The organism is Streptomyces sp. NPDC026206, from assembly GCF_040638465.1.
Taxonomy (GTDB): Bacteria; Actinomycetota; Actinomycetes; order Streptomycetales; family Streptomycetaceae; genus Streptomyces.
On the sequence record NZ_JBEZYL010000008.1, the window covers coordinates 27,055 to 51,017 of the forward strand.

The following is a 23,963-nucleotide window of genomic DNA, read 5'->3' on the forward strand; positions in this document are numbered from 1 at the left end:
TTCCGGGGCGCCCCTCACGTGCCGCTACGGCGTACTCGCCGCGCGTGCTCGTGGTCGCGCTGAGCATCGCCTCCGCTGCGGGAAGGTGCCGCCCTCGTACCTCGACGAGCGACCCCTACCCTTCGCTGCGGCTCGGCTCAGCCGCTCGGCGCTACGCGCCGCGCAGCACCGCGCCCGTGCGCTCGACGGCCGCACGGACCGCCGCGTCGCGGGCCGCCGAGGCCTCGTCGGCGGTCAGGGTGCGGTCGTCGGCGCGGAAGCGCAGCGCGTAGGCCAGCGACTTCTTGCCCTTGCCGAGCTGCTCGCCGGTGAAGACGTCGAACAGGCGCAGCGACTCGAGGAGTCCACCGGCGCCCGCCCGCAGGGCGGCCTCCACGTCGGCCGCGGCGACCGAGGCGTCCACGACGAGCGCGACGTCCTGGGTGGCCACCGGGAAGGCCGAGACGTGCGGGGCCTCGACGGCGCCCGTGCCGGCCTGCTCCAGCAGGTCCAGCTCGATCTCCATGGCGCAGGTCCGCTCGGGCAAGCCGAACGCCTTGGTGACGCGCGGGTGCAGCTCACCGGCGTTGCCGACGAGGATCTCCTGGCCGTCGACCAGGGCGAGCAGGGCCGCGCAGCGGCCGGGGTGGAAGGGGGCCTGCTGGTCCTGACGGATGATCAGCTCGACCCCGGCCTCGCGGGCGACGGCCCGGCCGGCCTCGACGGCGTCCGCCCAGGTCGACGGGCGGCCCTTGCCCCACCAGCCGGCCTGCTCGCGGGCACCGGCGAGGACCACGGCGGCACGGCGCGGCTGCCGGGGCAGCGCGGCGTTCAGCCGGGCGATCTCCTCGTCCGTGGGACGGCGGTCGACGGGCAGCCGGACCGGGGCGATCTCGTCGCCGGTCGGCCGGAAGACCGCGCCGGTCTCGAAGAGCGCCAGGTCGTGCTCGCCCCGGCTGTCGTTGCGGCGCAGGGCCGCGAAGAGCCCCGGCAGCAGCGTGGTGCGCAGCGACGGCTCGGCGTCCGAGAGCGGGTTGACCAGGCGCACGGTGACCCGGCGCGGGTCGTCGGCGTCCAGGCCCAGGTGGTCCAGGGCCCAGTCCCCGACGAAGGGGTAGCTGGGCGCCTCGACGTAGCCCGCCCCGGCCAGCGCCCGGCCGACCCGGCGGTGCAGGCGCTGACGCGAGGTCAGGCCGCGGCCTGCCGGCGGGTGCGGGAGGGTGGCGGGCAGGTTCTCGTACCCCTCGAGCCGGATGACCTCTTCGGCGAGGTCGTTGGGGTCGGTGAGGTCGGGCCGCCAGCTGGGCACGGTGACGATCAGCTCGTCCTGCCCGTAGACGTCGCAGCCGACCTGCTGGAGGCGGCGGACGACGGTCTCACGGCCGTACTCGACACCGGCGACGCGGTCCGGGTGGTCGGCGTGCAGCGAGATGGTGCGCGGCCCGCTGGGGGCGACGATCTCGGTGACGCCGGCCTCGGCGCTGCCGCCGGCCAGGAGCACCAGCAGGTCGACGGTGCGCTGGGCGGCGGCGGACGCGGCCTGCGGGTCGACGCCGCGCTCGAAGCGCCTGGACGCCTCGGTGGACAGCTTGTGACGGCGGGCCGCCCGGGCGACCGCGACGGCGTCGAAGTGCGCCGCCTCGATGACGACGTCGGTCGTCGGCGCCGCGCTCTCGCCGGCCGCGTGGTCCGCGATCTCGGTGTCGGCGCCGCCCATGACACCGGCGAGCCCGATGGGGCCGCGGTTGTCGGTGATGACCAGGTCCTCGGCGTCCAGGACGCGCTTGGTGCCGTCGAGGGTGGTCAGCTTCTCGCCCGCCCGGGCCCGGCGTACGCCGATGGTGCCCTCGACGCGGGAGCGGTCGTAGGCGTGCAGCGGCTGGCCCAGCTCGAGCATCACGTAGTTGGTGACGTCGACGGCGAGCGAAACCGGTCGCATGCCCGCCTTCTGCAGGCGGCGCTGCAGCCAGATCGGGGAGCGGGCCTCGGGGTCGAGGCCGGTGACCGTGCGGGCGGTGAAGCGGTCGCAGCCGGCGGGGTCGGCGACCGCGACGGGGTAGCCGTAGCTGTTGGGCACGGGCACGTCCAGCAGGGCCGGGTCGCGCAGCGGCAGGCCGTAGGCGGTGGCGGCCTCGCGGGCGATGCCGCGCATCGACAGGCAGTAGCCCCGGTCGGGGGTGACGGCGATGTCGAGGACCTCGTCGACGAGCTCCAGCAGCTCGATGGCGTCGGTGCCCGGCTCGTACTCCTGCGGCAGCACGATGATGCCGTGCGTGCCGTCGTCGCCCATGCCGAGCTCCTCGCCGGAGCAGATCATGCCGTGCGAGGTCCTGCCGTAGGTCTTGCGGGCGGCGATCGCGAAGTCACCGGGCAGCACGGCGCCGGGCAGGACCACGACGACCTTGTCGCCGACGGCGAAGTTGCGGGCGCCGCAGACGATCTCCTGCGGCTCGCCGGTGCCGTTGGCCGTGCCTACGTCGACGGTGCAGAAGCGGATCGGCTTGCGGAAGCCCTCGAGCTCCTCGATCGTGAGGACCTTGCCGACGACGAGGGGGCCCTTGAGGCCGGTGCCGAGCTGCTCGACGCGCTCGACCTCCAGGCCGGCAGCGACGAGCTTCGCCTGTACGTCACGGCCGGTCTCGCCCGCGGGCAGGTCGACGTATTCCCGCAGCCAGGAAAGCGGGGCGCGCATCAGATCTCCATCCCGAACGGCCGGGTGAACCGCACGTCACCCTCGACCATGTCTCGCATGTCTTCGACATTGTGGCGGAACATCAGCATCCGCTCGATGCCGAACCCGAAGGCGAAGCCGCTGTACTTCTCCGGGTCGATGCCCGCGGCGACCAGCACCCGCGGGTTGACCATGCCGCAGCCGCCGAGCTCGATCCAGCCCTCGCTGGAGCAGGTACGGCAGGGGCGGTCGGGGTTGCCGACCGACTCGCCGCGGCAGACGTAGCACTCCATGTCCAGCTCGGCGGAGGGCTCGGTGAAGGGGAAGTAGTTCGGGCGCAGCCGGGTGGTGAGGCCCTCGCCGAACAGCGAGCGCACCATGTGCTCGATGGTGCCCTTGAGGTCGGCCATGGTCAGGCCCTCGTCGATGGCGAGGAGCTCGACCTGGTGGAAGACCGGGGTGTGCGTGGCGTCCAGCTCGTCGGTGCGGTAGACCCGGCCCGGGCAGACCACATAGACGGGGGGCTCACGGTCGAGCATGGAGCGGACCTGCACCGGGGAGGTGTGGGTGCGCAGCACGATGCCGGACTCGGTCTTCGCGTCCGGGCCCTGGACGAAGAAGGTGTCCTGCATGGCGCGGGCCGGGTGGTCCGGCTCGAAGTTCAGGGCGTCGAAGTTGAACCACTCGGCCTCGACCTCGGGGCCCTCGGCGACCTCGTAGCCCATGGCGACGAAGACGTCCTCGATGCGCTCGCAGAGCGTGGTCAGGGGGTGCCGGGCGCCGGCCGGGACGCGGTCGTAGGGCAGGGTGACGTCCACCGCCTCCTCGACCAGCACACGGGCGTCGCGCTCGGCCTCCAGCTCCGCCTGGCGGGCTGCGAGGGCCTTGTTCACGGCACCGCGGGCCATGCCCACGCGCTTGCCGGCCTCGGCCTTGGCCTGCGGGGGCAGGGCGCCGATCTCGCGGTTGGCGAGGGCGAGCGGGGAGCGGTCGCCCATGTGCGCGGCCTTCGCCTCCCGCAGAGCCTCGAGGTCGCCGGCGGCGGCGAAGGCGGCGAGCGCCTCGTCCCGCCTGCGCTCGATCTCTTCCGGTTTCAGTGCCTCGACCTCGACAGGGTCGTACGACTTATTGGGTGCCGACATATCTTCCCGTGCTTCCGATTATCCCCCAGCTACCGCTGGGAGGTGCCCCAGGCTTCGCTTGGCTGCGCGGTTTTCGCCCGACGGCATGGACCAGATGGACCAGGGGGCCTTCAGTTGGTGCAAAGGTGCCAAAGGTCGAGTCTAAGGGGCGCCTGTGGCCGGTTCAGCCCGCGGGGCGCGGCTTCAGGCCTGGGTGAGGAAGGCCGGGGCGCTCACGGGCAGGGTAAATCGGAACCGGGCGCCGCCCCGGGCGGCCCGTCCCACCGTGACCGTCCCGCCGTGGGCCTCGACGATTCCCTTGACGATGTACAGGCCCAGGCCGGTGCCGCCGCGCTTGCTGCCCCGCCAGAAGCGGGTGAAGACGCGGGCCATCGACTCCTCCGGGATCCCGGGGCCCTCATCGCTCACGGTGACCGCCGTCCCCTCCGTCCGGGCCTTCATCAGTGCTGGTGTCACCTCTATGGTGACCGTTCCCTCGCCGTGGCGCACCGCGTTTTCCAGGAGGTTGCCCAGCACCTGGTCGATCTTGTCCGGGTCGGCCCAGAGCGCGGGCAGCGGCTCCTCGGAGACCCGGACCACGAACCGGCCCTCGGGCTGCCCGGCGCGGACGTGCGCCTCGACGTGCCGGCGCACGGCGGCGGCCATGTCGACCGGCTGCCGGCGCACCTCCAGCCGGCCGGAGTCGATCCGCGAGATGTCCAGCAGCTCGGCGATGAGCCGGGTGACGCGGTCGGCGTCGGCGTCGACGGTCTCCAGCATCAGCCGCTTCTGGTCGTCGGTGAACCGCTCCCACTTGGCCAGCAGTGTCGCGGTGAACCCCTTGACGGAGGTCAGCGGCGAGCGCAGCTCATGGGCGACGGTGGCGATCAGCTCGGCGTGGCTGCGCTCGGCGCGCCGGCGCGCCTCGGTGCCGCGCAGCTGGACCACGACGCGCACGACGGGCCCGCCGGGCCGCTCCCGGACGTACCGGGCGGAGACCAGCACCTGGCGGCCGCCGGGCAGCAGCAGATTCCGCTCGGGCTGGCCCGTGCGCGTGGTGAGTCCGCCGTAGGGGTCCGTCAGGGGCCACCAGCGGCGGCCGTCCAGGTCCTCCAGCGGCAGGGCGCTGTCCAGGGGACGGCCGAGCACATCGCCGGGGCGTACGGCGGTGATGCGGGCGGCGGCGGCGTTGAAGCACGTCACGCGGCCGGTGGCATCGGCGACGACCAGGCCGTCGGGCAGGTCGTCGGCGTGCAGGCCGAAGCCCGCGGCAGAACCGGGAGAGCCGATGGAGGCCGTCGGACAGATGCCCGCCACCGCGCTCCCGGAAGGCCTGATGTTCCTCATCCGCACCCCCTCCCGAGCCCCCGGAGCGCCACCCTACTAGCTGGAGGTCACGGAGCGGCACCCTCCGGACGCGCGCTGCGCACGGGCGGAGGCGTAGAGGCACACGGCGGCGGCCGTGGCGAGGTTGAGGCTCTCGGCCTTTCCGTGGATCGGGACGCGCACCACGGCGTCGGCGAGCGCACGGGTCTCCACCGGCAGGCCCCAGGCCTCGTTGCCGAAGATCCAGGCGGTGGGGCCGCCCATGGTGCCCCGGTCGAGCTCCGCGTCGAGGTCCCTCTCGCCCGCTCCGTCGGCGGCCAGGATGCGCGCGCCGGCGTTCTGGAGGCCGCGGACGGCCTGCTCGACGGGGACGCCCACGGCGACCGGCAGGTGGAAGAGCGAGCCCACGGAGGCTCGTACGGACTTGGGGTTGTACAGGTCCACCGAGGCGTCGGTGAGCACCACGGCGTCGGCGCCGGCGGCGTCCGCGCAGCGCAGGACGGTGCCGGCGTTGCCGGGGTCGCGTACGTGCGCCAGGACGGCCACCAGCTTGGGCCGGGCGGCGAGGATCTCCTCGAAGGGCGAGTCGAGGAAGCGGCAGACGCCGACGAGGCCCTGCGGGGTCACGGTCTGCGAGAGGTCGGCGACCGTGGCGTCGTCGGCGTGGTGCACCCGCACCCCTGCTGCGTGGGCGGCCTCGATGATCTCGGCGTGCCGGGCCGCGGCCTCCACGGTGGCGAACAGCTCGAGCAGGGTCGGCTCGCCCGCGCTGCGGTGCTCGATCGCCTCGCGTACGGCCTGGGGGCCCTCGGCGATGAACCGGCGCTCCTTGACCCGGAAACTGCGCTTGGCCAGCCGGCGGGCGGCGATGACGCGGGGGGAGCGCGGGGAGATCAGCTCGGGGGTGCCCATGGGCGGCGGCTCACTTCGTAGTCGGTCGTGCGGGTGGTGCGAAAAGCGTCGGACCCGCAGGCCGCGGGGGCCTGCGGGTCCGTTGCACAGCCTTCGGGCGCCTGGGTCAGGCGGCCTTCGGGGCGTTCACGTCGGCCGGCAGCGCCTTCTGCGCGACCTCGACGAGCGCGGCGAACGCGTTCATGTCGTTGACCGCGAGCTCGGCCAGGATCTTGCGGTCCACCTCGATGTTGGCGGCCTTCAGACCCTGGATGAGGCGGTTGTACGTCATGCCGTTCTGGCGGGCAGCGGCGTTGATGCGCTGGATCCACAGCTGACGGAAGTCGCCCTTGCGCTTCTTGCGGTCGTTGTAGTTGTAGACCAGGGAGTGGGTGACCTGCTCCTTGGCCTTGCGGTACAGGCGCGACCGCTGGCCGCGGTAGCCCTTGGCCGCCTCGAGGATCGCCCGACGCTTCTTGTGCGCGTTGACTGCGCGCTTGACGCGTGCCACTTGTTAACTCCTTGTAGCGGGGCCGCGGTGCGTTCTCACGCGGCCCGAATTCGAATGGGTCCCGGTCCGACGCGCACCCCGTGGAACGGGGTGCGGAGCGTCACTTGCCGAGAAGCTTCTTGATCTTCTTGGCGTCGCCCGGGGCCATCTCGGCGTTGCCGGTGAGGCGACGCGTCAGCTTGGACGACTTGTGCTCGAGCAGGTGGCGCTTGCCGGCGCGCTCACGCATGACCTTGCCGGAGCCCGTGATCTTGAAGCGCTTGCTGGCACCGGAGTGCGTCTTGTTCTTCGGCATCGCGCCGTATCTCCTCGTCGGTGGCACTCCCCTGGCCCGCGAGCGGGCACACGGGAGCGTCAGCTGTGTTCGGTTACTGTCGGGGCGGGTACCCCGGAGGTAATCCAGGGCGCGCGCCCTGGGATCACGCCTCGGCGGGCTCGTCGCCGGCCGGTTCCGCCGCGACGGAACCTTCCTCGACGGGAGCCTCGTCCGCGTGGCCGGCGCCGCGGCGCTCCGCCTTACGGGCTTCGGCGAGCTCACGAGCCTCGGCCATCGCCTCGGTCTTCTTCTTGTGCGGGCCGAGAACCATGATCATGTTGCGGCCGTCCTGCTTCGGATTCGACTCGATGAAGCCGAGCTCCTCCACGTCGGACGCGAGTCGCTGCAGCAGCCGGAAGCCCAGCTCGGGCCGGGACTGCTCGCGACCACGGAACATGATCGTGATCTTGACCTTGTCGCCCTGCTTGAGGAACCGTACGACGTGACCCTTTTTGGTGTCGTAGTCGTGCGGGTCGATCTTCGGCCGGAGCTTCATCTCCTTGATGACCGTGTGCGCCTGGTTCTTGCGCGCCTCACGGGCCTTCATGGCCGACTCGTACTTGAACTTCCCGTAGTCCATGAGCTTGCAGACCGGCGGGCGTGCGTTCGCCGCCACCTCGACCAGGTCGAGGTCGTACTCCTGCGCAAGCTCCAGGGCCTTGGCAAGCGGCACAATGCCGACCTGCTCGCCACTGGGACCGACAAGTCGCACCTCGGGGACTCGGATCCGGTCGTTGATGCGGGGCTCGGCGCTGATGGGGCCTCCTCGGTAGCACCACGCGACACCCTCACGGGCGGCCACGTAACGTCTTTTCGTCAAGACCATCCGCGCCGGCACATGAAAAATGCCCCGACGGGACACAGGCGGGGCTCCATGAAACCGGAACACCGCCACGGCATGCCGCGGGGCGCATCGGGCAGCTCCATCGTCCGTACGGAACGATGGGCGCCACCTGACCGGAGACCTGCCGACCTGAGGTCGGGAGGTGGGAGATCGGAGCTCCACTTGTGGGCCGGGTACGGGAGCACCCAGCCGGTCGTTCCACAACCTTAGCAGCTGGTGAGCAGGCGTGCTAACTGGTGGCGAACCGATACTGCAATGGGACGTATCGTGTCCGCCATGAGCGACGCGACCCACAGCACCAGCGGCAGCGACGGCAGCGCTGACGAGAACAACCCCGACTTCGACACCATGACCCGCGACATCGCGGACGTCCCCGCCGTCGAGGTGATCACCACGGTCGCGGTGCACCTGATGAGCGCGGCGGCGGTCAACCTCGGCCTGGCCGAGGAGGGCGACAAGCACAAGGACCTCGACGAGGCCAGGAAGCTGATCCAGGCGCTCGCCGGTCTGGTGACCGCGAGCGCCACCGAGGTCAGCAACTTCCACGCGGCGCCGCTGCGCGACGGGCTGAAGTCGCTGCAGCTGGCCTTCCGCGAGGCCTCCGTGGTGCCGGACGAGCCGGGCCAGGGGCCCGGCGAGAAGTACACCGGGCCCGTCTTCGGCTGACAACCCCAGGCGGCCGCCTCCTTCAGGGCCGCCCTCCCGGACGCCCTCAGGCCCTCGGGAACCTCAGGCCCGGCCGCCGAAGTGCGGCCGGTCCGGCCTGCCCTCGCCCGGGCCCGCCAGGGGCTCGGGCAGCGCACGCTCGTCCGCGACGTTGGCCTCACCGTGGTACGGGTGCGTGACCCGGTGCGCGTAGGCGGCGAGGGCGCCCCCGATCAGCGGGGCCACGATGAACAGCCACAGCTGGGAGAGCGCCGCGCCACCCGCGAACAGCGCCGGGCCGAGGCTGCGGGCCGGGTTCACCGACGTACCGGTCAGCGGCACGCCGACCAGGTGGACCACGGCCAGGGCGAGGCCTGCGGCCAGCCCGTCGAAGCCGACCATCGCGATCCGGTGCGTCACCGCGAGCACCACGAAGACCAGCAGAAACGTCAGCACCACCTCCGCCAGGAACGCACCGCCCGTATTGAGGTGCACGGCCGAGCGGTCGGCGAAGCCGTTGCTGCCGAAGGTGCCGTCGGTCTTGAGCCCGGGCACCTGCTTGGCCAGCAGGAAGAGGATCGCCGCGCCCACGATGCCGCCGAGCAGCTGGGCGATCCAGTACTCGATGGCCGTGTGCAGCGATATGCGGCGCTCCAGCAGCATGCCGAGCGTCACCGCCGGATTGACGTGACAGCCCGAGACCGGACCCACGGCGTACGCAAGGGCCAGAAGAGTGAAGCCGAAGGCCAGCGCGATACCGAGGACTCCGATGTAGTCGGCCGCGAGCACCACGGAGCCGACGGCGAAGAAGACCAGCAGCAGTGTTCCGAGAAATTCGGCGGCGATGGTCCTCGTCTTCACGGGGTCGAGGTTCTCCAGGGCCGGCTTCACGTTCTTCAGGGCGTCCATGGCGTCCTCCAGAGGATCTCGTGGACCGTCCTCTGGCATTGTCGGACGATCCACGGCGGGGCGCCTCTCGGAGATCAGCGGCTGAAGAGCGCCTCTCCCGGCACGTTCGCCTCCGCCGGCAGCAGCGCCAGGTCCAGGCCCCGCACGAGCCGGGCCCGCAGCACCTCGTCGGCCGCCAGTCCCTCCGCCACCCGCCGCACCACGTCGGGGGCCTGCGCACCGCCCGCCAGGACCAGGGCCAGGGTGCCGTCGGCATCCGGGGACGGTGTGAGGTGGGCGCGCAGCACGCCGGGCTCGGCCGCCAGGACGGTCCGCAGGGCGCCGGTGACGGCGGGGTCGGCGAGCGGGTCGGCGCTGCCGCGCCCCTCGGCCAGCGCGAGCAGCGCCGGGCCGGTCAGCGGGTAGGTCACCGGGCCGGCCAGGTCCAGGACGATCGTGTCCGCCTTCTCGTGCGCGGCGGCCTGCAGCGCCTGGTGCAGGGGCACGGCCACGGGCCGGGCGTCCGCGCGCCAGCGGGCCAGCGTCTCCACGGAGGTGAACGCGGGCAGCGCCCGGCGGCCGTCGGGGGCCTGCAGCGTCGGCACGGCCATGTCGCTGGTCTTCTCGCGCTTGAGCCCGTCGGGCCCGGTCTCCACCTCGCCGAGCACGGCCACGACGGGCACGAGCAGCCGCGCGCCCGGCAGGGCGGCGAGCACCCGGCCCTCGGCGGAGCGGTCGGCCGACCAGGCGGCGAGCGCCTCGGTCAGCGCGGCGTCGGCGGAGCCGTCGTCGTCGGAGAAGCCGGGATCGGGGATGTTCTTCAGGGCCACGGTCCTGAGCCTATCCGGCCGGGCACGGGGGCCCCGCCCCCGGACCCCCGGTCCTCAATCGCCGGACGGGCTCGGTGGTTATCCGGAACCAGCAGCTGGAAAATCAGCCCGTCCGGCGTTCGAGGACCGGGGTCTGGGGCGGAGCCCCAGGACTGCCGCCGCTGCCAGCAGGACAACGCCCGCCCCACCGGCCGCCAGGGCGGGCGCGCCGGGGCCGCCACCCTCCGCATCAGAGGTCCCGGGCCGGGGGCCGGAGCCGAAGTAGCGCGGGGCGCGCGCCCCGGCGCGGCTCCCGGGCCGCTCCTGCGCGGCCCGCGCGATGGCCGCGGCCGGGTCGGCCATGCCCGCGCCGAACTCGTCGCTGCGCCCGCCCGGCGGGGCGTCGCGCGCGGTCTCGGTCAGCAGCTCGCGGACCCGCGCGGGGCTCAGGGACGGGTGGGCCGCCCGCAGGAGCGCCGCGGCGCCCGAGACGAAGGCGGCCGCGGCGCTGGTGCCCCAGCCCTCGTAGTAGCGCCGGTCCGGGTCGGCGATCACGACGTCGACGCCGGGAGCGCTGACGGTGGCGTACCAGCGGCGGGTGGAGAAGGCGGCGCGGGTGCCGTAGCGGTCGACGGCGGTCACCGCTATCACGCCCGGGTACGCCGCGGGGTAGGAGACGCGGTCGCCGTGCTCGCCGCCGTTGCCGGCGGAGGCGACGACGACGGCACCCTTGCCCATGGCGTACTGCACGGCGGCGTCCTCGCGCGGCTCGGGGTGGGCGGTGTCGCTGTCGTCGCCGAGGGACAGGTTGATCACGTCGGCGCCGTGGTCGGCGGCCCAGCGGATGCCGTCCGCGAGGGCGGCGCCGCGGGCTCCCCGGGCCTTGGAGCGGGCGGGGTCGCTGTCCTCGAGGATCACGCGGACCGGCAGGATCCGTGCCTCGGGGGCGACTCCGGTGACCCCGTCGGCGTCGTCCTCCCCGTGCCCGCGCCCGGCGATGATCCCCGCCATGGCGGTGCCGTGCCGGGCCCAGGCCCGGTCGCCGGGCCCGGCCCCGAACCCGATCAGGTCCTTGCCCGGCAGCACCCGCCCCCGCAGGTCGGGGTGGCCGTCGTCGACGCCGGTGTCGAGCACGGCGACGGTGACTCCGGCCCCCTTGGTCGTCCGCCAGGCGTCCTCGGCGTGCAGCGCGCCGAGTGCCCACTCCTGTGCCCGTACGGCGTCGGCGCGCGCGGGCGCGGCGGCCAGCAGCGCGAGGGCGACGGCGACGGCCAGGCCGCGCCCGGCGCGGCGCCGGGCCGGAAGCAACGTTGCCGGCCGCCCGGCGAACCGTTCCCGGGGCGGCTCCTCGCGCGCCGGGCGGGGCGAGGAGGCCGTTGCCCCGGCGCCGTCGGCCGGCCGTGGGGTGCCGGGGCGCGGCGCGCCGGTCCGTCCCCGCAGGGGCATACGTGTCGTCACCGGTCCGCCTCCCCCGCCGTCTTGCGCGCCGCGTCGCGGAAGATGCGCTCCACTTCCTCCGCCAGGGCTGTCGCGTCGTGGCCGAGGCCTGCCTGGGCCGCGGTGGTGCCGGCGCCCGGGGCGACGGCCTGCGCGGCCGGCTGGGGCGGGGTGCCCGTGCGGGCGTCCGCGAAGCCCGTCACGGAGAACACGACCGCCGGGACGTCCGTGAGGACTGCGAGGTGCCAGCTCACGCGCTGCGCGACGCCGAAGCGGTCGGCGACCGTGCCCTGCGGGGCGTACGGGCGGGGCATCAGGTCGGAGCGCTCGTCGAGGCGTTCGTCGGCGAACCGCCTGCGCAGGGCGCGCATGCCGGTCGTGTCGGCGTCGGTGACGAGCAGGCCGACGGTGGTGACGGCCGAGGACGTGGCGTCGGTGTAGGTGGCCCGCAGCAGGCGCTTGCAGCCGACGGGGGCGAGGGCGGTGGCGAGCAGCGGGTCGAAGGCCTCCGCGCAGTCGCTGTCGGGGGCGACGCCCACCCGGGTCCAGTCACGGCGGGCGCCGCCGGGGCCGGCCGCGTCGCGGTGCACGGCGGGCGGGAAGAGGCGGTCGACGGGGACGCTCCGCCAGAGCGTGGCGCCGCGCGCGTACGCCGCCTCGGCGGCCGAGCGCTCGCCGGGATCGTCGGTGAGGCAACTCCCGGCGACCGCCCCGGCTATGAGGCCGAGGCCCAGGACGAGGCACACGACGGCCGCGGCGGTACGCCCGCGGGCGCGGCCCGCTGCGACGGGGACCGGAGCCGGCACCGACGGGGCGTAGCGGGGAGCGGCGGGCGGCGGCATGGCATCCGCTTCGGTGCTCAACTGCGCTCCCCCTCGCGAGCCGGCTCGCCGGTACCGCCTCATGTCGGATATCGCCGCAGGTCCGAAGGCCGCGGCGTGCGCGCCACTTTACGGGGCGCGGCACGGCGGGTGCCATTTCGTCCGCGCGGTACCCCTACCCGGGGCGATTGCGCTCTGGCAGGCTGCGCGCCATGTCGTCCGACCGAGTGCGCTACGACCGGGCCACCGCCCACCTGGACGCTCCGCTGGCGGTGGTCGATCTCCAGGCGTTCGACGCGAACGCCGCCGATCTGGTGCGGCGGGCGCGCGGCAAGCCGGTGCGCGTGGCGAGCAAGTCGGTGCGCTGCCGGGCTCTGTTGGAGCGGGTGCTGGCGCGGGAGGGCTTCGCGGGCGTGCTCGGCTACAGCCTGGAGGAGTCGCTGTGGCTGGCGCGTTCGGGGGTGAGGGACGTGCTGCTGGCGTACCCCTCCGCCGACCGGGCGGGCTTCGCGGAGCTGACGTCGGATCCCAAGCTGGCCCGCGCGGTCACGGTCATGGTCGACGACCCGGCACAGCTGGCGGTGGTCGATGCGGCGCGGGCGGGGCGCGAAGAGGTGCGGGTGTGCCTGGAGTTCGACGTCTCGCTGCGGCTGCTCGGCGGCCGGGTACGGATCGGGGCATTGCGGTCGCCGCTGCGCACGCCCGAGCGGCTGGCGGAGCTGGCCCGGCTCATCGACCGCCGCCCCGGGTTCCGGCTGGTGGGCCTGATGGCCTACGAGGCACATGTGGCGGGCGTGGGTGACGCGGTCGCCGGTCACCCCGTGCGGTCCGCTGCCGTCCGCCTGATGCAGTCCACCGCGCGGAGCCGACTGACGGCCCTGCGGGCGGAGGCGGTGCGGGCGGTGCGGGCCGTCGCGGAGCTGGAGTTCGTCAACGGCGGCGGTACGGGCAGCGTGCAGCACACGGCCGCCGAGGAGGCGGTGACGGAGGTCGCCGCCGGGTCGGGGTTGTACCTGCCGCGGCTCTTCGACCACTACTCCTCCTTCCGGGGCCGCCCTGCGGCGCTCTTCGCGCTGCCGGTGGTGCGCCGGCCCGGGGTGGGCGTGGTGACCGTCCTCGGGGGCGGCTATCCCGCCTCGGGCGCGGCCGGCCGGGACCGGCTGCCGGTGCCGTACCTGCCGGCGGGGCTGCGCCTGGCGCCGCGGGAGGGGGCGGGCGAGGTGCAGACGCCGCTGCTGGGGCAGCCCGCGGACGATCTGCTGATCGGCGACAAGGTGTGGTTCCGGCACGCGAAGGCGGGCGAGCTGTGCGAGCGCTTCGCGGCGCTGCACCTGCTCGACGGCGACCGGGTGGCCAGGACGGCCCCCACGTACCGGGGCGAGGGCCGTACCTTCCTGTGAGCCCGGGCGCGTGAGCCGAGCGCGTGAGCCGGACCTGTGAGCCGGGCCTGTGAGCCGGGCCCTGCTCCGGCCGTCGGGGAATTCCGGCCGCTCAAGGGATCCCTCAGGGGATCTCAGGGGATGAGGACGAGCCGGATGGGGTCACCCTCCTTCTTCCGCAGCCGCTCGACCCCGGCGGCCGCGTCGGCGAGCGGAAGCGTCCCGCTGATGGAACGTCCCAGGTCCAGGCGGTGCAGCCGGGCGAGCGCGACGAGTTCGTCCACATGGGAGGGCGCGGAGCCGTAGTGGCCGAGGATGCGCTGTTCGCGGTAGCTGAGGGCGATGCTGTCGGTGAGGGCCAGCGGGCCCGGGTGCAGGCCGACGAGGACGAGGCGGCCGCCCCGGGACAGGCAGCGTACGGCCTGGTCACGGACGGCGGGGACGCCCGCCAGATCGAGGGCCAGGTCCAGTCCGCGGCCGCCGGTGGCGGCGAGGATCCGCTTCCGCAGGTCGGGGGCGGTGGCGTCCAGGGCGAGGTCGGCGCCGAACTCCAGGGCCCGCTCCCGCGCGGCCTCCAGCGGGTCGACGGCGATGACGGGCGCGGCGCCGGCGAGCCGCAGCAACTGGACGGCGTGGGCGCCGAGGCCGCCCACGCCCCACACGCCGGCGGGCCGGGCGGGGCGCACCTGGCCGGTGGCCGTGATGGCGGCCCAGGGGGTGGAGACGGCGTCGGGGATGACGGCGGCCTGCTCGAAGGGGAGGTCGTCGGGGATCGCGACGAGGGTGTGGTGGGTGGCGAGGGCGTACTGGGCCCAGCCGCCGTCGTAGTCGACGCCCCGGGTGCGGACCGCGGGGCACGGCTCGAAGCGCAGGCACGCCGCACAGCGCCCGCAGCGCTCTCCCGCCTGGAGCAGGACGCGCTGCCCCTCGGCCCAGGCGCCGGGTACGTCCGGCCCGAGGGTGTCGATGACGCCCGCGGTCTCGTGGCCGAGGGTGACCTGGTCGGCGGCCGGGTAGGCGGGCTTGAGGCCGCCGTCTATGAGGTGGACGTCGGACAGGCAGATGCCGGCCGCCGCGACCTTGATCCGGACCTGCCCGGGGCCGGGCTCGGGGACGGGCACCTCTTCGACGGCGAAGCGGCCGGAGAGCAGGTCGAGCCGTCCGGCGAGCATGGTGTCGGTCATGGGCTGGGGCCTCCTGGGAAGGAAAGGAACCGGTGAGCCGAAACGAATACCTCGCGTACCGGGTACATCTTGTCCCCATGGGCTCGCGGCGCACGAGACCCGGCCCCGGCCGGCGCCGTGCGCGGGCGGAGAACGGAAACGGGGACCGGCAGCGCCGATGGCCGCCGGTCCCCGTGGCTCGAAGAGCCTGCTGCGACGTTCCGTCAGAAGGCCTTGTCCGTCTGGTCCGGGATCACGCTTCCGTCGGCGCGCAGCACCGGCACCTTCGACCCGTCGGCCGCGGTGGCGCCGGTCGTGGAGCACGGGTACGTACCGGACTTGCGCGGCATCGGCTCGATGAACATCGGGTTGGCCACCCAGCGGCCGTCCGCGTCGTCGTAGGCGCGGCACATCAGCTCGGCCTTGTTGCGGTTGATCGCGACGTGCGCCCCCGTGGCGTCGTTGACGAACGTCACGTCGGTGTCGGCGTCACCCGCGCCGAGGGCGATGCGGTGGGCGAAGTCCTGCTGCTTCCAGGCCTTCGCACCCTTGACCTTGAAGATCTCCTGGTTGATCATGCAGCGCTTGCCGTCCATGTACGGCAGTGCGTCGCCGCGTCCGGTCTCGACGCCGCCGCAGCCCTTGATGGCCGTGGTGAGGCGGCCGTGCTCGGTGATGCTGCGGATGCCGATGGTGTGCTTGCGGTCGAGGCCGACGCCGCTCGACCAGGCCTCGGCGATCGGCTCGGAGGAGGCGGAGACGATGTAGACGTCGAAGCCGGCCGCCTTGAGCGTACGGATCAGGTCCTTCTGCTGGTCGTAGTAGCGGATATAGCCGGCGATGGTGTGGGTGCCGACGGTCTGCTTGGCCCCGACGGGCGCCGCGAGCTGCTCGGCGCGCGCCTGCTGGGCGAAGGAGGTCAGGGCGGCCGGGGTGTGGCCGGCGAACAGCTGAGGTATCCAGGCGTAGGCGGGCACCGTGCGCCGGAAGTTCCAGTCGCCCGCGAAGGCCGCCTCGCCGCCCATGGTCTGCGACTTCTCGCGGATCTCGAAGATCTCGTCGGCACAGGCGGTGTTCTTCGAGGTCGGCAGCGGCCTGCCCACGGGCACGGACGTGCCGCACGCCTTGGTGAGCGCCTTGTCGGCGGCCGGGGTGAGCCACGCGCTGGTGGTGCGCCAGCTCTTGGGCCGAAGGATCTTGTCGTGCTTGAGGGACCAGGCGAGCGTGGCGTCCGTGATGTCGTTCTTGACGACGGTGTTGTCCCAGTCGAAGGCGGCGACGGGGCGCGGGCCGCGCTTGCCGGAGCAGGTACCGCGCTCGTCGATCATCTTCTGCAGCCTGGCGCGGTTGTCGCCGGCCCAGGTGAGGTTCTCATCGAGCCGGGGGCAGTTCGGGCGGGGCGCGCGGTCGTGGGCGGGGGCCGCGGTGGCGGGTACCGAGGCGGCGAGGGCCGCGGCGGCAGCGAGGCCGACGACGATGGCGGACTTGGGGCGCATGTGCTCTCTTTGGTGCGTCAGGGGGCAGGGCGTACGCCGGGACCGGGCCAGGGCCTGACGGCCCGGTCCCGGCGCTTGATCATGGACCCTACAGCGGGGTCACATAGGCGCCCGCGATGCCACCGTCGACGAGGAACTCGGCGGCGTTGACGAAGGAGGAGTCGTCGCTGGCGAGGAAGGCTACGGCGGCCGCGATCTCCTCCGGCTCGGCGAACCGGCCCACCGGAACGTGCACCAGGCGCCGCGCGGCCCGCTCCGGGTCCTTGGCGAACAGCTCCTTCAGCAGCGGTGTGTTCACCGGCCCCGGGCACAGCGCGTTGACGCGGATGCCCTCGCGGGCGAACTGCACCCCCAGCTCGCGGGACATCGCCAGCACGCCGCCCTTGGACGCGGTGTAGCTGATCTGCGAGGTGGCGGCGCCCATCACGGCGACGAAGGAGGCGGTGTTGATGATGGAGCCCCGACCCTGCCGCTGCATGTACGGCAGGGCGGCCTTGCAGCAGAGGTAGACGGAGGTGAGGTTGACCTCCTGGACGCGCTTCCAGGCGTCGAGCCCGGTGGTGAGGATGGAGTCGTCGTCGGGCGGCGAGATGCCGGCGTTGTTGAAGGCGATGTCGACCGAGCCGTAGGTGTCGTAGGCGGCCTTGAAGAGCGCCTCGACCTCCTCGGGGCTGGTGACGTCGACCTTGACGAAGAGCCCGCCGGTCTCCTTCGCGGCGGCCTGGCCCGCGCTCTCGTCGATGTCGGCGCAGACGACGTTGGCGCCCTCCGAGGCGAAGCGCCGGGCGGTGGCCAGGCCGATGCCGCTGCCGGCTCCGGTGACGACGGCGGTGCGGCCGACGAGCCGGCGGCAGACTGGGGTTTCCCCTGCCGAAGGCAAGGGGCTGGTCCGGTCGGTCACTTGGTCTCCTCCAGAGGGTCGATGGCGATGAAGACGTTCTTGGTCTCGGTGAAGGCGGACAGCGCGCCGGGGCCCAGCTCGCGGCCGAGGCCGGACTGCTTGAAGCCGCCGAAGGGGGTCCAGTAGCGGACGCTGCTGTGGGAGTTGACGGAGAGGTTGCCCGCCGCGACGGCCCGCGACAGGCGCAGGGCGCGGGAGAGGTCCCGGGTCCAGAGCGAGCCGGAGAGGCCGTAGTCGGTGGCGTTGGCGATCCGGACCGCCTCGTCCTCGTCCTCGAAGGGGATGACGACGGCGACCGGGCCGAAGACCTCCTGCACGGCGACGCGGTCGCCCGCCGTCCCTTCGAGCACGGTGGCCGGGTACCAGAACCCCTTGCCGGCCGGGGCCTCGCCGCGGATGGCGGCCGGGGCGCTCTCGGGGACGTAGGACCGTACGCGCTCGCGATGCGCGGCCGAGATCAGCGGGCCCATCTGCGTCGCCGGGTCGGCGGGGTCGCCGGCGGCGAAGGCCTTGACCGCCGGCTCCAGCAGTTCCATGAACCGGTCGTACACGCCGCGCTGGACGAGGATGCGGCTGCGGGCGCAGCAGTCCTGGCCGGTGTTGTCGAGGAACGAGCCGGGGGCGGCAGCGGCGGCGCGCTCGATGTCCGCGTCGGCGAAGACGATGTTGGGGCTCTTGCCGCCGAGTTCGAGGGTCACCCGCTTCACGCCGGCCGCGCACTTGGCCATGATCTGCTTGCCGACGGCGGTGGAGCCGGTGAAGACGACCTTGGCGACGCCGGGGTGTTCGACGAGCGCGTCGCCCGCCACGGGCCCGGCGCCGGGCAGGACCTGGAAGAGCCCCTCGGGGAGCCCCGCCTCCAGGGCGAGCCCGGCCAGCCGCAGTGCGGTCAGCGGGGTGGTCTCGGCGGGCTTGAGGAGCACGGCGTTGCCCGCGGCCAGGGCGGGGGCGAAGCCCCAGGCGGCGATGGGCATCGGGAAGTTCCAGGGCGCGATGACGGCGACGACGCCCAGCGGCTCGTGGAAGGTGACGTCCAGGCCGCCGGCCACCGGGATCTGGGAGCCGGTCAGCCGCTCGACGCCGGCGGCCGCGTACTCCAGCAGGTCGCGGGCGTTGCCGGCCTCCCAGCGGGCGTTGCCGACGGGGTGGCCCGCCTCGCGGACCTCCAGCTGGGCCAGCTCCTCCAGGTGTGCGTCGACGGTGGCGGCGAAGCGCCGCAGCTGGCGCGCCCGGTCGCCCGGGGGCAGGGCCGCCCACGCCGTCTGTGCCTTCGCCGCGCGGGCGACGGCGGCGTCGACGTCCTGCCGGGTGGCGGCGGGGACGGTGGCGATGACCTCTTCGGTCGCGGGGTTGACGATGTCCAGCATCGCCGGGTCGATGGTGTCCAACGCAGGGGTCCTTACATCCGCTCGAAGGAGCGGAACCGCTCCCAGTCCGTGACGGCGGTGTCGTACGCCTCCTGCTCGACACGCGCCATGTTCAGGTAGTGCTCGACGACCTCGTCGCCGAAGGCGGCCCGGGCCACGGTGCTGGCCTCCCACAGGGCCGCGGCCTCGCGCAGGGTGGCGGGGACGTGCTCGGCGCCGCCGGTGTAGGCGTTGCCGGTGCACACCTCGGGCAGCTCCAGCTCGTGCTCGACGCCGTACAGTCCGGCGGCGACCATGCCGGCGACGGCGAGGTAGGGGTTCACGTCCCCGCCGGGCAGCCGGTTCTCGAAGCGGTGGGAGAGGCCGTGGCCGACCACACGCAGGGAACAGGTGCGGTTGTCGGGGCCCCAGGCGACGGCGGTGGGGGCGAAGGAGCCGGGCCTGAAGCGCTTGTAGGAGTTGATGTTCGGCGCGTAGAGGAGGGTGAAGTCCCGTAGGACGGCGAGCTGGCCGGCGAGGAAGTGGCGCATGGTCTTCGACATGCCGTACGGGCCCTCGTCGTCGGCGAGCACCGGCCGTCCGGCGTCGTCGCGCAGCGAGAGGTGGATGTGGCAGGAGTTGCCCTCGCGTTCGTCGTACTTGGCCATGAAGGTGAGCGCCATGCCCTCCTGAGCGGCGATCTCCTTGGCGCCGGTCTTGTAGACGACGTGCTGGTCGCAGGTGGTGAGCGCCTCGTCGTAGCGGAAGGCGATCTCGTGCTGGCCGAGGTTGCACTCGCCCTTGGCGGACTCCACCGTCATGCCGGCCGCGCCCATCTCGTTGCGGATGCGGCGCAGCAGGGGCTCGATGCGGCCGGTGCCGAGGACGGAGTAGTCGCAGTTGTACTGGTTGGCGGGGGTCATGTCGCGGTAGCCGCGGTTCCACGCCTGCTCGTAGGTGTCCTTGAAGACGATGAACTCCAGCTCGGTGCCCACATGGGCGCTCCAGCCGTGCTCGGCCAGCCGGTCGAGCTGGCGGCGCAGGATCTGGCGCGGTGAGGCGAGGACGGGCGAGCCGTCGTGCCAGGCGAGATCGGCGGTGATGAGGGCGGTGCCGGGGTTCCAGGGGGTGCGGCGCAAGGTGGCAAGGTCGCCGTGCAGGGCGAAGTCGCCGTAGCCGCGCTCCCAGGACGACATGGTGTAGCCGTCGACCGTGTTCATCTCGGCGTCCACGGCGAGGAGGTAGTTGCAGCCCTCGGTGCCGTGCTCCAGCGTGTCGTCGAGGAAGAACCGGGCGGCGAACCGCTTCCCCTGGAGCCGTCCTTGCATATCCGTGAAGGCGAGGACGACAGTGTCGATCTCCCCGGTGTCGACGAGCCTGCGCAGCTCGTCGACCGTGAGCGGGGGTATGCGGTCTGCCACGGTGTTGCCTCCTGTCGGTGCGACCGGAGGTCTTAAGGTAGGGCCGTAGACCATTGATTGGGAAGGGGGGCCGATGAACGAGCATGCGGGGGACCGGCTGTCGCCGGTCCTGCGGCCGGTCCGCGCGGGCAACGGCTTCGAGGAGGCGCTGGAGCAGATACTCCAGATCATGCGGCTCGGCCTGGTGGCCCAGGGGGAACGTCTTCCCGCCGAGCGCGAGTTGGCGGAGCGGCTGCACATCAGCCGGGTGACGCTGCGCGAGGTGCTGAAGGTGCTGCAGGACCAGGGCCTGGTGGAGAGCCGGCGCGGCCGGTACGGGGGTACGTTCGTGCTGGCCCGGGCGGCGACGGCGGGCGAGGAGGAGCTGCGCCGGCGCGTGACGGCCGTGGACGTGGAGGACACCCTGCGCTTCCGCGAGGTCCTGGAGGTGGGCGCGGCCGGGCTGTGCGCCGCACACGGGCTGACCGGCGAGCAGGCCGGGCGGCTGCGGGCCGCGCTGGACGCCACGCACGACGCGCCGCTGGCGGACTACCGCCGCCTGGATACGATGCTGCACCTGACGCTGGCCGAACTGTCCGGTTCCGCCTCGCTCGCCGCCCAGTACGCTGCCGTCCGGGCGACCGTCAACGACCTGCTGGACTGCATACCGCTGCTGGTACGGAACCTGGAGCACTCCCAGCGGCAGCACACCGCCCTGGTGGGGGCGGTGCTGGACGGTGATGCGGAGGGGGCGCGCGCGGTGATGCGGGAGCACTGCTGCGGCACGGCGGCGCTGCTGCGGGGATTCCTGGCGTAAGCGAATCGGGCGTATGGGAAGCGATGCGCCGAATCGGCGGCGCACGTAACCAGGGTTTAACGCACGGGGGTTGCCTTTCGGTCGCCGGCAAGGCAAAGGTATGGCGCAAAACCTTTGCCCCCGGTATTCCCAGGCAGGAGCGGCTCATGGCCGAACGCACGGATTCCCCCAGCGCACCTCCCGCCGGCGGCGCGCCCGGGGAGGACTCCCCCGGCTACCTCGACAGGCGCACACTGCGCCGGGGAAGCGCCGGCCCTCTCCTGCTCACGGGCCTCGGCGTGGCCTACGTCGTCTCCGGCGACTTCTCCGGCTGGAACTTCGGCCTCGCGCACGGCGGCTTCGGCGGACTGGCCGTCGCCGCCGTGCTCATGGGCCTGATGTACACCTGCATGGTCTTCGCCCTCGCCGAACTCGCCGCCATCCTGCCCACGGCGGGCGGCGGTTACGGCTTCGCCCGCCGCGCGCTCGGCCCCTGGGGCGGCTTCCTCACCGGAACGGCCATCCTCATCGAGTACGTCCTGGCCCCCGCCGCCATCTCCCTCTTCATCGGCGACTACGTCGAGTCGCTGCACCTGTTCGGCCTCACGTCCTCCTGGCCGGTGTACCTGGCCTGCTTCGTGGTCTTCATCGGCATCCACCTGTGGGGCGTGGGCGAGGCGCTGCGCTTCAGCTTCGTGGTGACCGGGGTGGCGGTCGCCGCCCTGGTCGTCTTCGCCGCGGGCGCGTTCACCGACTTCGACGCCGGGCACCTCAACGACATCCCCGCCGACCCGGACGCCTTCGCATCCTCCTCCTGGCTGCCGTTCGGGCTGCTGGGCATCTGGGCGGCGTTCCCCTTCGGCATGTGGTTCTTCCTCGGCGTCGAAGGCGTCCCGCTCGCGGCCGAGGAGACCCGGGACCCGGCCCGTACGCTGCCGAAGGCCATGGCCACCTCCATGGGCATCCTGCTGCTCCTGGCCCTGCTGACGTTCCTCGCCGCCACGGGCGCGGGCGGCGCCGACGCGCTGAAGGACGCCGGCAACCCGCTGGTGGCCGCCCTGCAGCCCGACGGGCGGGCCACGACCCTCGGCCGGATCGTGAACTACGCGGGCCTGGCCGGCCTGGTGGCGTCCTTCTTCTCCCTCATCTACGCCGGCTCCCGCCAGCTGTTCGCCCTCTCCCGGGCCGGCTACCTCCCCCGCTTCCTCTCCCTCACCAGCCGCCGCAAGGCCCCCTACCTGGGGCTGCTGGTGCCGGGCGCGCTCGGCTTCACCCTGGCGGCGGTGACGGGCGACGGGGCGCGGATGCTCAACGTCGCGGTGTTCGGCGCCACCATCTCCTATGCCCTGATGTCGCTCTCCCACATCGTGCTGCGCCGCCGGGAGCCCGGCCTGCCGCGGCCCTACCGCACGCCGGGCGGCATCGCGACGTCCACCGTCGCCTTCGTGCTGGCCTGTTCGGCGCTGGTGGCGACCTTCCTGGTGGACGTCACCGCCGCCTTCATCGCCCTGGGCGTCTACGCCGTCGCCGCCGCCTACTTCGCCCTCTACAGCCGGCACCGGCTGGTGGCGAGCGCACCGGAGGAGGAGTTCGCGGCGCTGGCCGCGGCGGAGGCGGAGCTGGCACGGGAATGACCGCACGCACAGCCGTACGCGAGGAAAGGACGAGGACGTTGGACGACCGGCCGCCGCTCATCGGCGTCACCACCTACTTCACCCGGGCCCGCTGGGGAGCGGCCTGGGACCTGCCCGCCGCACTGCTCCCGGCCGCGTACCCGCAGTACGTCCAGCGCGCGGGCGGCCTGGCGGCGATGCTGCCGCCGGACGACCCGGCGGTAGCCGCCGCCGTGGTCCGGCGGCTGGAGGGCCTGGTCCTCGCGGGCGGCGAGGACCTGGACCCGGCCCTCTACGGCGCCGCCCCGCACCCCCGCACGGGGGCGCCCGTACCGGAGCGGGACCGCTGGGAGCTGGCCCTGCTGGACGCCGCGCTGGAGCAGGGGGTCCCGGTGCTCGGCATCTGCCGGGGCATGCAGCTGATGAACGTCCACGCGGGCGGCACGCTCGTCCAGCACCTCCCGGACGAGGTGGGCCACGAGGCCCACAACCCGGTCGTGGGCGCCTTCACCGGCCACACCGTCAAGCCGGTCCCGGACACCCTGACCGGCAGGCTGCTGCCCGCTGCGCTGGAGGTCGCCACCCATCACCACCAGGCCGTGGACCGCCTCGGCGAGGGCCTCGTCGCGACGGCCCACGCGGACGACGGCACGATCGAAGCCCTGGAGTACGCGGACGGGCGCTTCGCCCTGGGCATCCAGTGGCACCCGGAGGCCCGGGAGGACCTGTGCCTGGCCGAGGCGTTGGTAGCGGCCGGCGCGGGGAAACCCGGCCCGCCCGGGGGCACCTGCCAGCGGTAGCCGGGGGAGATCGAGAACCATGGGGACAAAGGGGGCCCGGGGGCTTGCCACGCCACGCGGCGGAGCCGCACCCCGGGTGCAGCGGGAAGGGACGGGTCAGGGGCTCTCTTCCCTCCGCGGCGCCGCGTCCTGGGGGGCGGGCTCCGGGCCGCCACGGCGCCGCCGCCGCGTCAGCAGATACGTCGCTACCGAGGCGAGGACCGCGGACAGCGCCGCCGTCCCCGCGATGACGGCGGCCAGCTCACCGAGGCTTACGCCACCCTCGCCATCCTCGTCACCCTCGTCCGGCGCGGTCTCGCTGGTCCTGTCGACGGCGCTGTCGTAGCTCCTCGGGCTCTGGCAGAACTCGCGGTTGCCGGGGTCCATTGCGGCGACGACCGTCAACTCGACCGACTCCGCCGGTTCCTCCTCGCCACCGTCCTTGAGGTCGACGGGGTAGGTGCCGGGCGCGATGTCGCAGAGCACCATGCCGGCGACCTTGGTGTACAGCTCGCCGTTCCTTCCCTCGCGGAAGCGTTTCCCCTTGAGGGTCAGCTTCTTGGCGAAGGCCGGGGACTCGACGGTGAGGTAGCCGTCGTGGGCGTCCAGCGTGGCCTGGCCGGTCGTCACCGTGAAGACCGCCTCACGGCCGCGCTGCGTGGGCTCCGCGCTCGTGAGGGAGGACTCGGAGTCCGAGGAGACGGAGTCGGGCCGGGCGTCGGTGGCGGCCGTCAGCACGAGGGCCGCCACGGCCGGCACCATCAGGGCTGTCCTGGCACGATTCATGCGGGGAGGATAGCCCTGGTGATCCGTCAGCCGGGTGACGGACGG

The 23,963-nt window shown here is 73.3% G+C and carries 22 protein-coding genes; 5 read left to right on the top strand and 17 right to left on the bottom strand.

Going from position 1 to position 23,963, the window contains the following annotated elements:
* Positions 1–151: 151 nt before the first annotated feature.
* From pheT to infC, 7 genes are all read right to left on the bottom strand, one after another.
* On the bottom strand, positions 152–2,671 hold the full coding sequence (gene pheT / locus AB0F13_RS14080; RefSeq protein WP_362080365.1) for a phenylalanine--tRNA ligase subunit beta: 2,520 nt from the start codon (positions 2,669–2,671) through the stop codon (positions 152–154).
* Positions 2,671–3,792: a phenylalanine--tRNA ligase subunit alpha gene (gene pheS, locus AB0F13_RS14085; protein WP_362080368.1), complete on the bottom strand. Its 1,122-nt coding sequence runs from the start codon at positions 3,790–3,792 to the stop codon at positions 2,671–2,673. The genes pheT and pheS overlap by 1 nt, the downstream gene beginning before the upstream one ends.
* A gap of 183 nt (positions 3,793–3,975) precedes the next feature.
* A complete protein-coding gene (locus AB0F13_RS14090) occupies positions 3,976–5,118 on the bottom strand; it encodes an ATP-binding protein (protein WP_362080371.1) in 1,143 nt (380 codons plus the stop codon).
* A 36-nt stretch (positions 5,119–5,154) separates the two neighbouring features.
* Complete coding sequence (locus tag AB0F13_RS14095; protein WP_362080374.1) at positions 5,155–6,009, bottom strand: RNA methyltransferase; 855 nt, start codon at positions 6,007–6,009, stop codon at positions 5,155–5,157.
* 106 nt (positions 6,010–6,115) lie between these two features.
* Positions 6,116–6,499 carry a 50S ribosomal protein L20 gene (gene rplT, locus AB0F13_RS14100; protein ID WP_215082054.1) on the bottom strand — a complete coding sequence of 128 codons (384 nt, stop codon included), beginning with the start codon at positions 6,497–6,499 and terminating at the stop codon, positions 6,116–6,118.
* A 100-nt stretch (positions 6,500–6,599) separates the two neighbouring features.
* Positions 6,600–6,794: a 50S ribosomal protein L35 gene (gene rpmI / locus AB0F13_RS14105; RefSeq protein WP_071964711.1), complete on the bottom strand. Its 195-nt coding sequence runs from the start codon at positions 6,792–6,794 to the stop codon at positions 6,600–6,602.
* Positions 6,795–6,918: 124 nt separating this feature from the next.
* Positions 6,919–7,641, bottom strand: coding sequence for a translation initiation factor IF-3 (gene infC, locus AB0F13_RS14110; protein WP_362080378.1), 723 nt, complete (start codon positions 7,639–7,641; stop codon positions 6,919–6,921).
* Between the two features lie 294 nt (positions 7,642–7,935).
* Here infC and AB0F13_RS14115 point away from each other — a divergent pair, with 294 nt between their 5' ends.
* A complete protein-coding gene (locus AB0F13_RS14115) occupies positions 7,936–8,325 on the top strand; it encodes a DUF1844 domain-containing protein (protein WP_362080381.1) in 390 nt (129 codons plus the stop codon).
* 63 nt (positions 8,326–8,388) lie between these two features.
* Here the strand turns inward: AB0F13_RS14115 and AB0F13_RS14120 are convergent, their stop codons facing one another.
* The 4 genes from AB0F13_RS14120 to AB0F13_RS14135 form a co-directional block, all read right to left on the bottom strand.
* On the bottom strand, positions 8,389–9,165 hold the full coding sequence (locus AB0F13_RS14120) for an MIP family channel protein (RefSeq protein WP_362080923.1): 777 nt from the start codon (positions 9,163–9,165) through the stop codon (positions 8,389–8,391).
* 122 nt (positions 9,166–9,287) lie between these two features.
* Positions 9,288–10,022 carry an SseB family protein gene (locus AB0F13_RS14125; protein ID WP_362080383.1) on the bottom strand — a complete coding sequence of 245 codons (735 nt, stop codon included), beginning with the start codon at positions 10,020–10,022 and terminating at the stop codon, positions 9,288–9,290.
* Positions 10,023–10,100: 78 nt separating this feature from the next.
* Positions 10,101–11,459 carry a type VII secretion-associated serine protease mycosin gene (mycP, locus tag AB0F13_RS14130; RefSeq protein ID WP_362080386.1) on the bottom strand — a complete coding sequence of 453 codons (1,359 nt, stop codon included), beginning with the start codon at positions 11,457–11,459 and terminating at the stop codon, positions 10,101–10,103.
* Positions 11,456–12,301 (bottom strand): hypothetical protein, encoded by an 846-nt coding sequence (locus AB0F13_RS14135; protein ID WP_362080388.1) that lies wholly within the window; start codon positions 12,299–12,301, stop codon positions 11,456–11,458. The genes mycP and AB0F13_RS14135 overlap by 4 nt, the downstream gene beginning before the upstream one ends.
* Positions 12,302–12,462: 161 nt before the next feature.
* Between AB0F13_RS14135 and AB0F13_RS14140 the strand changes: the two genes are divergently transcribed.
* Positions 12,463–13,659: an amino acid deaminase/aldolase gene (locus AB0F13_RS14140; protein ID WP_362080926.1), complete on the top strand. Its 1,197-nt coding sequence runs from the start codon at positions 12,463–12,465 to the stop codon at positions 13,657–13,659.
* A gap of 113 nt (positions 13,660–13,772) precedes the next feature.
* Here AB0F13_RS14140 and AB0F13_RS14145 read toward each other — a convergent pair whose 3' ends face one another.
* The 5 genes from AB0F13_RS14145 to AB0F13_RS14165 all read right to left on the bottom strand — a co-directional run bounded on the left by AB0F13_RS14145 (position 13,773) and on the right by AB0F13_RS14165 (position 19,965).
* Positions 13,773–14,822 carry a zinc-binding dehydrogenase gene (locus tag AB0F13_RS14145; RefSeq protein ID WP_362080391.1) on the bottom strand — a complete coding sequence of 350 codons (1,050 nt, stop codon included), beginning with the start codon at positions 14,820–14,822 and terminating at the stop codon, positions 13,773–13,775.
* A gap of 203 nt (positions 14,823–15,025) precedes the next feature.
* Positions 15,026–16,297 carry a haloacid dehalogenase-like hydrolase gene (locus tag AB0F13_RS14150; protein ID WP_362080394.1) on the bottom strand — a complete coding sequence of 424 codons (1,272 nt, stop codon included), beginning with the start codon at positions 16,295–16,297 and terminating at the stop codon, positions 15,026–15,028.
* 88 nt (positions 16,298–16,385) lie between these two features.
* Complete coding sequence (locus AB0F13_RS14155) at positions 16,386–17,198, bottom strand: 3-oxoacyl-ACP reductase (RefSeq protein ID WP_362080397.1); 813 nt, start codon at positions 17,196–17,198, stop codon at positions 16,386–16,388.
* Positions 17,195–18,565, bottom strand: coding sequence for an aldehyde dehydrogenase family protein (locus AB0F13_RS14160; RefSeq protein WP_362080929.1), 1,371 nt, complete (start codon positions 18,563–18,565; stop codon positions 17,195–17,197). The genes AB0F13_RS14155 and AB0F13_RS14160 overlap by 4 nt, the downstream gene beginning before the upstream one ends.
* Positions 18,566–18,597: 32 nt before the next feature.
* Complete coding sequence (locus AB0F13_RS14165) at positions 18,598–19,965, bottom strand: glutamine synthetase family protein (protein WP_362080400.1); 1,368 nt, start codon at positions 19,963–19,965, stop codon at positions 18,598–18,600.
* A 73-nt stretch (positions 19,966–20,038) separates the two neighbouring features.
* On the opposite strand from AB0F13_RS14165, the gene AB0F13_RS14170 reads away from it, so the two are divergent.
* The 3 genes from AB0F13_RS14170 (at position 20,039) to AB0F13_RS14180 (ending at position 23,153) form a co-directional block, all read left to right on the top strand.
* On the top strand, positions 20,039–20,761 hold the full coding sequence (locus tag AB0F13_RS14170; RefSeq protein WP_362080403.1) for an FCD domain-containing protein: 723 nt from the start codon (positions 20,039–20,041) through the stop codon (positions 20,759–20,761).
* Between the two features lie 146 nt (positions 20,762–20,907).
* Positions 20,908–22,374 (top strand): ethanolamine permease, encoded by a 1,467-nt coding sequence (gene eat, locus AB0F13_RS14175; RefSeq protein ID WP_362080406.1) that lies wholly within the window; start codon positions 20,908–20,910, stop codon positions 22,372–22,374.
* Positions 22,371–23,153, top strand: coding sequence for a gamma-glutamyl-gamma-aminobutyrate hydrolase family protein (locus tag AB0F13_RS14180; protein ID WP_362080409.1), 783 nt, complete (start codon positions 22,371–22,373; stop codon positions 23,151–23,153). The genes eat and AB0F13_RS14180 overlap by 4 nt, the downstream gene beginning before the upstream one ends.
* Positions 23,154–23,249: 96 nt before the next feature.
* Here AB0F13_RS14180 and AB0F13_RS14185 read toward each other — a convergent pair whose 3' ends face one another.
* Positions 23,250–23,918, bottom strand: coding sequence for a hypothetical protein (locus AB0F13_RS14185; protein WP_362080412.1), 669 nt, complete (start codon positions 23,916–23,918; stop codon positions 23,250–23,252).
* Positions 23,919–23,963 lie beyond the last annotated feature (45 nt).

Coding starts and splice junctions, on each gene's coding strand:
- pheT (WP_362080365.1), bottom strand. CDS start 2,671: ATGCGCGCCCCGCTTTCCTGGCTGCGGGAATACGTCGACCTGCCCGCG.
- pheS (WP_362080368.1), bottom strand. CDS start 3,792: ATGTCGGCACCCAATAAGTCGTACGACCCTGTCGAGGTCGAGGCACTG.
- AB0F13_RS14090 (WP_362080371.1), bottom strand. CDS start 5,118: ATGAGGAACATCAGGCCTTCCGGGAGCGCGGTGGCGGGCATCTGTCCG.
- AB0F13_RS14095 (WP_362080374.1), bottom strand. CDS start 6,009: ATGGGCACCCCCGAGCTGATCTCCCCGCGCTCCCCCCGCGTCATCGCC.
- rpmI (WP_071964711.1), bottom strand. CDS start 6,794: ATGCCGAAGAACAAGACGCACTCCGGTGCCAGCAAGCGCTTCAAGATC.
- infC (WP_362080378.1), bottom strand. CDS start 7,641: ATGGTCTTGACGAAAAGACGTTACGTGGCCGCCCGTGAGGGTGTCGCG.
- AB0F13_RS14115 (WP_362080381.1), top strand. CDS start 7,936: ATGAGCGACGCGACCCACAGCACCAGCGGCAGCGACGGCAGCGCTGAC.
- AB0F13_RS14145 (WP_362080391.1), bottom strand. CDS start 14,822: ATGACCGACACCATGCTCGCCGGACGGCTCGACCTGCTCTCCGGCCGC.
- AB0F13_RS14150 (WP_362080394.1), bottom strand. CDS start 16,297: ATGCGCCCCAAGTCCGCCATCGTCGTCGGCCTCGCTGCCGCCGCGGCC.
- AB0F13_RS14160 (WP_362080929.1), bottom strand. CDS start 18,565: ATGCTGGACATCGTCAACCCCGCGACCGAAGAGGTCATCGCCACCGTC.
- AB0F13_RS14170 (WP_362080403.1), top strand. CDS start 20,039: ATGAACGAGCATGCGGGGGACCGGCTGTCGCCGGTCCTGCGGCCGGTC.
- eat (WP_362080406.1), top strand. CDS start 20,908: ATGGCCGAACGCACGGATTCCCCCAGCGCACCTCCCGCCGGCGGCGCG.
- AB0F13_RS14180 (WP_362080409.1), top strand. CDS start 22,371: ATGACCGCACGCACAGCCGTACGCGAGGAAAGGACGAGGACGTTGGAC.
- AB0F13_RS14185 (WP_362080412.1), bottom strand. CDS start 23,918: ATGAATCGTGCCAGGACAGCCCTGATGGTGCCGGCCGTGGCGGCCCTC.